The sequence below is a fragment of the Kitasatospora sp. NPDC057198 genome, from assembly GCF_042670125.1.
Taxonomy (GTDB): Bacteria; Actinomycetota; Actinomycetes; order Streptomycetales; family Streptomycetaceae; genus Kitasatospora.
This window is the reverse complement of the sequence record NZ_JBHUWH010000288.1, coordinates 1-10,326: the sequence shown is the minus strand read 5'-3', so window position 1 is coordinate 10,326 and position 10,326 is coordinate 1. Positions and strand designations below refer to the sequence as shown.

Here is a 10,326-nt window from a genome sequence, read left to right as displayed (position 1 = left end):
CCCGGGGGCGACTCCGGGGGCCCGCGGTCCGCGTGGCATCGTGAGGGGACGGACGGCCGCGGCAGGAGGAGGAAGCGATGGGCGCACCGGCGCGTTGGGCCGCCGCCTTCCTGGCGGCCGCGCTGCTCACCGGGGCGGCCACCGCCTGCGGCTCCCCGGCGAAGTCCCCCGACGGCGGGGCCCCCTCCACCAGCGCCGCCCCGTCCGCCGCCCGGCTCACCCCCACCGCCCAGCCCACCCCCACCGACCGCTCCCCGCACGGGGTGATGCTCTCCGCCCAGCTGGTGCTGCACGACGCCCGGCGGGCCGAGTACACCGCGGTGCTGGACGGCGGGGGCGCCAAGGGCGCGCTGTTCTGGGCGCCCAAGACGGTGCTGAAGTACCAGGGCGGGGACGACGGCCAGGTGCTGATGGTGCTGGACACCTCCGCCTACCTGGGCGGCGATCCGGAGAGCGCGGCCAGGCTGGGCGGCCCGCACTGGCAGAAGTTCTCCAACGGCCGGATCCCGTACGCCGACCTGATCGACCGGCTCAGCCCGGTGGTCGCGGTCGCCGCCGCGGCGGCCGCGCCGGACCCGCAGCTGGTCGGCGAGGAGAAGCTGCTCGACAGCACCGTCGAGCACTACCGGGCCACCGTGACCTCCGCCCAGTACGCCGCCGCGCAGGGCCAGCTCGACCCGGCCCGGCGGCAGGCGCTGGAGGCCGCGCTGGGCCCCGGCGACGTGGTGCTCGACCTGTGGCTCAACGACAGCGACCAGGTGGTCCGGCTGCGCCGGGCCGCCGCCGTGGTCGACACCGTCGACTACACCGAGTTCGGCAGCTCCTCGCTCTCCGTCCAGGCCCCCGCGGAGGCCGACACCGCCGCCGGCACCGGGAGCAGCCCGCCGCCCTTCCCGTAGGGCGATTTGGTCAAACCCGGTCTCCCCCGTTAGGCTGGCCGAGCCAAAGACCGCTGGTTGTCGCCGTGCGCCCGAGAGGGAGGACGGCAGCCGAAGGGCCCGCACCCGTGCGGGTCGCCCGCGCAGGTTGTGGAGCCAAGTGGAGATCTCCGGGCCGTTCTCGGTCCGTCGAGGTCATTGCGAGCCCCGTGCGCCTGCGCGCCGGGGCTTCTTCGCTTCCTGGGGTCCGCGGCGTTGGATGGTCGACTTCTCGAAGGTCGGCCCGACTTCGACATCACGGAAGGAGGCGTAAGCCTATGGCCAGGCCCGACAAGGCTGCCGACGTCGCCGAGATCACGGACAAGTTCCGTGCCTCCAGCGCCGCCGTTCTGACCGAGTACCGCGGTCTCACGGTGAAGCAGCTGAAGACGCTTCGTCGCTCGCTCGGCGGCAACGCCGATTACGCCGTGGTGAAGAACACGCTGACCAAGATCGCGGCCAACGAGGCCGGGATCTCCGAGCTGGACGACCTGTTCGCCGGTCCGACGGCTGTCGCCTTCGTCACCGGTGACCCGGTGGAGTCGGCGAAGGCTCTGCGTGACTTCGCCAAGGAGAACCCTGCTCTCATCATCAAGGGCGGTGTCCTTGACGGTAAGGCGCTGTCCGCCGATGAGATCAAGAAGCTCGCGGACCTCGAGTCCCGCGAGGTGCTGCTCGCCAAGCTGGCGGGTGCCCTGAAGGCCAAGCCCTCCCAGGCTGCCGCCGTGTTCCAGGCGCTCCCGTCCAAGCTCGTTCGCACCGTCGAGGCGCTGCGCGAGAAGGTCGAGCAGGGCGGTGCCGGTACTCCGGCTCCCGCCGAGGACGCGGAGTAACCACTCCCGTCCCAGCGGGCCCGTAAGCACGCCCGCCAACCCGTACATCCGGCACCTGCCGATTTAGTGGAAGGACGCCAATCATGGCGAAGCTCAGCACCGAGGACCTGCTCGAGCAGTTCGAGGGCATGACCCTGATCGAGCTCTCCGAGTTCGTGAAGGCGTTCGAGGAGAAGTTCGACGTCACCGCCGCCGCGCCGGTCGCCGCCGCCGTCGCCGGCGCCGGCCCGGCCGCCGCCGAGGCCGTCGAGGAGCAGGACGAGTTCGACGTCATCCTCGACGGTGCCGGCGACAAGAAGATCCAGGTCATCAAGGAGGTGCGCGCCCTCACCTCCCTCGGCCTGAAGGAGGCCAAGGACCTCGTCGACACCGCCGGTGCGAAGGTTCTGGAGAAGGTCGCCAAGGACGTCGCCGAGAAGGCGAAGGCCCAGCTCGAGGGCGCCGGCGCCAAGGTCACCGTCAAGTGACCCGTTCCTCTCGCTGAGAGGTTCTCTTCCGGCCGGGCCGGAATGTCCCGGGCCGGGGCGGGCCGAGGGGGCGGGTCACGAGTTGCTCCCGATGGCCCAAGCCGGACTCGGCTCCTGTCGGCGCCCGGGGGTAGGGTGATCGCTGTCCGTCGGCCCCCGGGTGCAGGCAGCGTGTAACGCGGGGAGCGGTCCGGACGATGGGCACTGCGAGGTCCACACCCTGGTGCGGGCCTTGACGAACAGCACGCGGCGCGCGATTCTCGAGGCGCGTGCCCAAGCGGAACCGCCGCCGATGCATATTCGGGGGCGGCACTGGGAAGGTTCCCGGTGACGCAGAAGTGGGTGCGACGGCCCGGCCGGTGAGGGATCACTGCCCGGGTTGTCGGTTGTACGGGAGGAGCGTCCGATTCGGTCTCCGAATCAGGGCTTGCTAGCAGTGTCGCCTTTGGCTACACTGTCCCTTTGCGCTGCCTGTTAGCTGCTCCGTGACTCGTCGCCCGGAGTGGTCCCTGTCCTGACCTGGGGTTTTCCGCCTCGGCAAGGCCCGGCCGGTATGCGCGTAGTGAGCTCCGAGCCCTCGGAAGGACCCCCCTCTTGGCCGCGCCGCGCAACGCCTCGAACAATTCCGCATCCACCGCCCCGCTCCGCGTCTCGTTCGCGAAGATCAAGGAGCCCCTCGAGGTCCCGAACCTCCTGGCCCTGCAGACCGAGAGCTTTGACTGGCTGCTCGGGAACGCGGCCTGGAAGTCCCGGGTCGAGGCTGCCCTGGAGAGCGGTCAGGACGTCCCCACCAAGTCCGGTCTGGAGGAGATCTTCGAAGAGATCTCCCCGATCGAGGACTTCAGCGGGTCGATGTCCCTGACCTTCCGGGACCACCGTTTCGAGCCGCCGAAGAACTCCATCGACGAGTGCAAGGACCGCGACTTCACCTTCGCGGCCCCGCTCTTCGTCACCGCGGAGTTCACCAACAACGAGACCGGTGAGATCAAGTCCCAGACCGTGTTCATGGGCGACTTCCCGCTCATGACCAACAAGGGCACGTTCATCATCAACGGCACCGAGCGTGTCGTCGTGTCCCAGCTGGTGCGTTCCCCCGGCGTCTACTTCGACTCCACCCTGGACAAGGTCTCCGACAAGGACATCTTCTCCGCCAAGATCATCCCCTCCCGCGGTGCCTGGCTGGAGATGGAGATCGACAAGCGCGACATGGTCGGTGTCCGCATCGACCGCAAGCGCAAGCAGTCGGTCACCGTGCTGCTCAAGGCCCTCGGCTGGACCACCGAGATGATCCTGGAGGAGTTCGGCGAGTACGAGTCGATGCGCGCCACCCTGGAGAAGGACCACACCCAGGGCCAGGACGACGCGCTGCTCGACATCTACCGCAAGCTGCGCCCGGGCGAGCCGCCGACCCGCGAGGCCGCGCAGACGCTGCTGGAGAACCTGTACTTCAACCCGAAGCGCTACGACCTCGCCAAGGTCGGCCGCTACAAGGTGAACCGGAAGCTGGGCAACGCCGAGTCGCTCGACTCCGGCGTGCTCACCGAGCCGGACATCATCAACACCATCAAGTACCTGGTGAAGCTGCACGCCGGCGAGACCGAGTGGCGCGATGACGAGGGCCGCGACATCGTCATCGAGGTCGACGACATCGACCACTTCGGCAACCGCCGCCTGCGCAACGTCGGCGAGCTGATCCAGAACCAGGTCCGCACCGGCCTCGCCCGCATGGAGCGCGTGGTCCGCGAGCGGATGACCACCCAGGACGTCGAGGCGATCACGCCGCAGACCCTGATCAACATCCGGCCGGTCGTCGCCTCCATCAAGGAGTTCTTCGGCACCAGCCAGCTGTCGCAGTTCATGGACCAGACGAACCCGCTGTCGGGCCTGACCCACAAGCGCCGCCTGTCCGCGCTCGGCCCCGGTGGTCTGTCCCGCGAGCGGGCCGGCTTCGAGGTCCGCGACGTGCACCCCTCGCACTACGGCCGCATGTGTCCGATCGAGACCCCCGAAGGCCCGAACATCGGTCTGATCGGCTCGCTGGCCTCGTACGGCCGGGTCAACGCGTTCGGCTTCATCGAGACCCCGTACCGCAAGGTCGTCGACGGCGTCGTCACCGAGTCGGTGGACTACCTGACCGCCGACGAGGAGGACCGGTACGTCATCGCGCAGGCCAACGCCCCGCTCACCGCGGAGCTGACCTTCGCCGAGCCCCGCGTCCTGGTCCGCCGCCGCGGCGGCGAGATCGACTACATCCCCGGCACCGAGATCGACTACATGGACGTCTCGCCGCGCCAGATGGTGTCGGTCGCGACCGCCATGATCCCCTTCCTCGAGCACGACGACGCCAACCGCGCGCTGATGGGCTCGAACATGATGCGCCAGGCCGTCCCGCTGCTGCGCAGCGAGGCGCCGCTGGTCGGCACCGGCATGGAGTACCGCTGCGCCGTCGACGCCGCGGACGTCATCACCGCCGACAAGGCCGGCGTGGTGCAGGAGGTCTCGGCCGACTACGTCACCGTCGCCAACGACGACGGCACGTACAACACCTACCGGGCCGCCAAGTTCACCCGCTCCAACCAGGGCACCGCCTTCAACCAGAAGGTGCTCGTGGACGAGGGCGCCCGGGTCGAGGCCGGCCAGGTGCTGGCCGACGGCCCGTGCACCGACGAGGGCGAGATGGCCCTCGGCAAGAACCTCCTCGTGGCGTTCATGTCGTGGGAGGGCCACAACTACGAGGACGCGATCATCCTGTCGCAGCGCCTCGTCCAGGACGACGTCCTCTCCTCGATCCACATCGAGGAGCACGAGGTCGACGCCCGCGACACCAAGCTGGGCCCCGAGGAGATCACCCGGGACATCCCGAACGTCTCCGAGGAGGTCCTCGCCGACCTCGACGAGCGCGGCATCATCCGGATCGGCGCCGACGTCGTCACCGGCGACATCCTGGTCGGCAAGGTCACCCCGAAGGGCGAGACCGAGCTGACCCCGGAGGAGCGCCTGCTCCGCGCGATCTTCGGCGAGAAGGCCCGCGAGGTCCGCGACACCTCGCTGAAGGTGCCGCACGGCGAGTCCGGCAAGGTCATCGGCGTCCGCGTCTTCGACCGCGAGGAGGGCGACGAGCTGCCCCCCGGCGTGAACCAGCTGGTCCGCGTCTACGTCGCCCAGAAGCGCAAGATCACCAACGGTGACAAGCTGGCCGGCCGCCACGGCAACAAGGGCGTCATCTCCAAGATCCTGCCGGTCGAGGACATGCCGTTCCTGGAGGACGGCACCCCGGTCGACATCATCCTGAACCCGCTGGGCGTCCCGTCCCGGATGAACCCGGGGCAGGTCCTGGAGATCCACCTCGGCTGGCTCGCCAAGCAGGGCTGGGACGTCTCCGGCCTCGCCGACGAGTGGGCCCAGCGCCTCCAGGCGATCGGCGCCGACACGGTCCAGGGCGGCACCAACCTCGCCACCCCGGTCTTCGACGGCGCCCGCGAGGACGAGATCACCGGCCTGCTGGACAACACCACCCTCACCCGTGACGGTGAGCGCCTGGTGAACTCCACCGGCAAGGCCCGGCTGTTCGACGGCCGCTCCGGCGAGCCGTTCCCGATGCCGGTCTCGGTCGGCTACATGTACATCCTCAAGCTGCACCACCTGGTCGACGACAAGCTGCACGCCCGTTCGACCGGTCCGTACTCGATGATCACCCAGCAGCCGCTCGGTGGTAAGGCGCAGTTCGGTGGTCAGCGCTTCGGTGAGATGGAGGTGTGGGCCCTCGAGGCGTACGGCGCGGCCTACGCGCTGCAGGAGCTGCTCACCATCAAGTCCGACGACGTCCTGGGCCGCGTGAAGGTCTACGAGGCGATCGTCAAGGGCGAGAACATCCCCGAGCCCGGCATTCCCGAGTCCTTCAAGGTCCTCATCAAGGAAATGCAGTCGCTCTGCCTCAACGTGGAGGTGCTGTCCTCGGACGGCCAGTCCATCGAGATGCGCGACAGCGACGAGGACGTGTTCCGCGCCGCCGAGGAGCTCGGCATTGACCTGTCCCGGCGCGAGCCGAGCAGCGTCGAAGAGGTCTGACGGAGGCCGGGTCGGCCCGGAGTAGAACCCGGGCCGGCCCGACCCCCAGGCCCCCCTCAGACCAACAGACAGACTCTCGAATCACGAAAGAGGGCTTGACGACCAGTGCTTGACGTCAACTTCTTCGACGAGCTCCGCATCGGACTGGCCACCGCCGACGACATCCGCCAGTGGTCGCACGGCGAGGTGAAGAAGCCGGAGACCATCAACTACCGCACGCTGAAGCCGGAAAAGGACGGCCTCTTCTGCGAGAAGATCTTCGGTCCCACCCGGGACTGGGAGTGCTACTGCGGCAAGTACAAGCGCGTCCGCTTCAAGGGCATCATCTGTGAGCGCTGCGGCGTCGAGGTGACCCGCGCCAAGGTGCGCCGCGAGCGGATGGGCCACATCGAGCTGGCCGCCCCGGTCACCCACATCTGGTACTTCAAGGGCGTCCCGTCGCGCCTGGGCTACCTGCTCGACCTGGCGCCGAAGGACCTCGAGAAGGTCATCTACTTCGCCGCCTACATGATCACCTGGGTGGACGACGAGCGCCGCCAGCGCGACCTCCCGTCCCTGGAGGCGCACGTCTCGGTCGAGCGCCAGCAGATCGAGAACCGGCGCGACGCCGACCTGGAGGCCCGGGCCAAGAAGGCCGAGTCCGACCTGGCCGAGCTGGAGGCCGAGGGCGCCAAGGCCGACGTGCGCCGCAAGGTGCGCGAGGGCGCCGAGCGCGAGATGAAGCAGCTGCGCGACCGCACGCAGCGCGAGATCGACCGCCTCGACGAGGTCTGGACCCGCTTCAAGAACCTCAAGGTCCAGGACCTGGAGGGCGACGAGCTGCTCTACCGCGAGCTGCGCGACCGCTTCGGCACCTACTTCTCCGGCTCGATGGGCGCCGCGGCCCTCAAGGACCGCCTGGAGTCCTTCGACCTGGGCGAGGAGGCCGAGCGCCTCCGCGAGATCATCCGCACCGGCAAGGGCCAGAAGAAGACCCGTGCGCTCAAGCGCCTCAAGGTCGTCTCCGCCTTCCTGCAGACCAGCAACAAGCCCAAGGGCATGGTGCTCGACTGCGTCCCGGTGATCCCGCCGGACCTGCGCCCGATGGTCCAGCTCGACGGTGGCCGCTTCGCCACCTCCGACCTGAACGACCTGTACCGCCGCGTCATCAACCGCAACAACCGCCTGAAGCGGCTTCTCGACCTCGGCGCGCCCGAGATCATCGTGAACAACGAGAAGCGCATGCTCCAGGAGGCCGTCGACGCGCTCTTCGACAACGGCCGCCGCGGCCGCCCGGTCACGGGCCCCGGCAACCGTCCGCTGAAGTCGCTGTCCGACATGCTCAAGGGCAAGCAGGGCCGGTTCCGCCAGAACCTGCTCGGCAAGCGCGTCGACTACTCGGCCCGTTCGGTCATCGTCGTCGGCCCGCAGCTCAAGCTGCACCAGTGCGGCCTGCCCAAGGCCATGGCGCTGGAGCTCTTCAAGCCGTTCGTGATGAAGCGCCTGGTCGACCTGAACCACGCGCAGAACATCAAGTCGGCCAAGCGCATGGTCGAGCGCGCCCGCCCCGTGGTGTGGGACGTCCTCGAAGAGGTCATCGCCGAGCACCCGGTGCTGCTCAACCGCGCGCCCACCCTGCACCGCCTCGGCATCCAGGCGTTCGAGCCGCAGCTGGTCGAGGGCAAGGCCATCCAGATCCACCCGCTCGTCTGCACCGCGTTCAACGCGGACTTCGACGGCGACCAGATGGCCGTGCACCTGCCGCTGTCCGCGGAGGCGCAGGCCGAGGCCCGCATCCTGATGCTGTCCTCGAACAACATCCTGAAGCCGGCCGACGGCCGCCCCGTCACCATGCCGACCCAGGACATGGTGCTGGGCCTGTTCTTCCTCACCTCGAACCGCGAGGAGGTCAAGGGCAAGGGCCGCTCCTTCTCCTCGACCGCCGAGGCGATCATGGCCTTCGACGCCCGCGAGCTGGACGTCCAGGCCCCGATCGACCTGCGCCTGGCCGGCGGCACCGTCCCGCCCCGCGGCTGGACCCCGCCGGTGGACGAGGACGGGCAGCCGACCTGGACCGAGGGCGAGCCGTTCCGGATCACCACCACCCTGGGCCGCGCGCTCTTCAACGAGCTGCTGCCCGAGGACTACCCGTTCGTCGACTACGAGGTCGGCAAGAAGCAGCTGTCGGCGATCGTCAACGACCTTGCCGAGCGCTACCCCAAGGTCGTCGTCGCCGCGGCGCTCGACAACCTGAAGGCGGCCGGCTTCCACTGGTCGACCCGTTCCGGTGTCACCGTCTCGATCTCGGACGTCATCGTCCCGCCGAGCAAGCCCGCCATCCTGGAGGGCTACGAGGCGCAGGCGGAGAAGGTCCAGAAGCAGTACGAGCGCGGTCTGATCACCGACAACGAGCGCAAGTCCGAGCTGGTCGGCATCTGGACCCGCGCGACCAACGAGGTCGCCGACGCGATGGCCGCGAACTTCCCGAAGACGAACCCCATCTTCATGATGGTCGACTCGGGCGCGCGCGGAAACATGATGCAGATGCGTCAGATCGCCGGTATGCGCGGTCTGGTGTCGAACGCGAAGAACGAGACCATCGCCCGCCCCATCAAGGCGTCGTTCCGCGAGGGCCTGTCCGTGCTGGAGTACTTCATCTCCACCCACGGTGCCCGCAAGGGTCTGGCCGACACCGCGCTGCGCACCGCCGACTCGGGTTACCTGACCCGTCGTCTGGTGGACGTCTCGCAGGACGTGATCATCCGCGAGGAGGACTGCGGCACCGAGCGCGGCCTCAAGCTGGAGATCGGCCAGGTCGGTGCGGACGGCGTGCTGCGCAAGGCCGACGACGTCGAGACCAGCGTGTACGCCCGCATGCTCGCCGAGGACATCACCGTCGACGGCAAGCTGATCGCCACCGCCAACACCGACCTCGGCGACGTCCTGATGGACGAGCTGATCCGGCACGGCGTGAGCTCGGTCAAGGTCCGCTCGATCCTGACCTGCGAGTCCGCGGTCGGCACCTGTGCCTTCTGCTACGGCCGCTCGCTGGCCACCGGCAAGCTGGTCGACATCGGTGAGGCGGTCGGCATCATCGCCGCCCAGTCCATCGGTGAGCCCGGCACCCAGCTGACCATGCGCACCTTCCACACCGGTGGTGTGGCCGGTGACGACATCACCCAGGGTCTGCCCCGTGTCGTCGAGCTCTTCGAGGCCCGCACCCCCAAGGGTGTCGCCCCGATCTCGGAGGCCCAGGGCCGGGTCCGCATCGAGGACACCGAGAAGACCCGCAAGGTCGTCGTCACCCCCGACGACGGCAGCGACGAGATCGCCTACCCGGTCTCCAAGCGCGTCAAGCTGCTGGTCAGCGAGGGCGAGGCGGTCGAGGTCGGCCAGAAGCTGACCGTCGGTGCCACCAACCCGCACGACGTGCTGCGCATCATGGGCCAGCGTGCCGTCCAGATCCACCTGGTGGCCGAGGTCCAGAAGGTCTACAACTCGCAGGGCGTGTCGATCCACGACAAGCACATCGAGATCATCATCCGGCAGATGCTCCGCCGCGTGACGATCATCGAGTCGGGCGACGCCGAGCTGCTCCCGGGCGAGCTCGTCGAGCGCGGCCGCTTCGAGCAGGAGAACCGCCGCGTGGTCTCCGAGGGCGGCCACCCCGCCTCCGGCCGTCCGCAGCTGATGGGTATCACCAAGGCCTCGCTGGCCACCGAGTCCTGGCTGTCGGCCGCCTCCTTCCAGGAGACGACCCGGGTGCTCACCGACGCGGCGATCCACGCCAAGTCGGACCCGCTGCTGGGCCTCAAGGAGAACGTCATCCTCGGCAAGCTCATCCCGGCCGGTACGGGTCTGCCCCGCTACCGCAACATCCGGGTCGAGCCGACCGAGGAGGCCAAGGCCGCGATGTACTCGGCCGTCGGCTACGACGACTACGACCTGTCGCCGTTCGGCGCGGGCTCCGGCCAGGCCGTCCCGCTGGACGACTACGACTACGGGCCGTACACCGGCTGATCCTTCGCCGGCAGCACCGCAGGGCGGCCACCCCGATCGGGG

Annotated in this window: 5 protein-coding genes; all 5 read left to right on the top strand. The window is 68.9% G+C overall.

What is annotated here, in order from left to right; translation table 11 throughout:
• The first annotated feature begins 77 nt into the window (after positions 1 to 77).
• The 5 genes from ACFUEL_RS26890 to ACFUEL_RS26870 all read left to right on the top strand — a co-directional run bounded on the left by ACFUEL_RS26890 (position 78) and on the right by ACFUEL_RS26870 (position 10,284).
• Entirely contained in the window at positions 78 to 899 is an 822-nt protein-coding gene (locus ACFUEL_RS26890) for a hypothetical protein (protein ID WP_380239340.1), read from the top strand.
• 296 nt (positions 900 to 1,195) lie between these two features.
• On the top strand, positions 1,196 to 1,750 hold the full coding sequence (gene rplJ, locus ACFUEL_RS26885) for a 50S ribosomal protein L10 (protein ID WP_014136320.1): 555 nt from the start codon (positions 1,196 to 1,198) through the stop codon (positions 1,748 to 1,750).
• Positions 1,751 to 1,830: 80 nt separating this feature from the next.
• Complete coding sequence (rplL, locus tag ACFUEL_RS26880) at positions 1,831 to 2,217, top strand: 50S ribosomal protein L7/L12 (protein WP_380239341.1); 387 nt, start codon at positions 1,831 to 1,833, stop codon at positions 2,215 to 2,217.
• 594 nt (positions 2,218 to 2,811) lie between these two features.
• Positions 2,812 to 6,285 (top strand): DNA-directed RNA polymerase subunit beta, encoded by a 3,474-nt coding sequence (gene rpoB, locus ACFUEL_RS26875; protein ID WP_380239339.1) that lies wholly within the window; start codon positions 2,812 to 2,814, stop codon positions 6,283 to 6,285.
• 105 nt (positions 6,286 to 6,390) lie between these two features.
• A complete protein-coding gene (locus tag ACFUEL_RS26870; RefSeq protein WP_380239338.1) occupies positions 6,391 to 10,284 on the top strand; it encodes a DNA-directed RNA polymerase subunit beta' in 3,894 nt (1,297 codons plus the stop codon).
• Positions 10,285 to 10,326 lie beyond the last annotated feature (42 nt).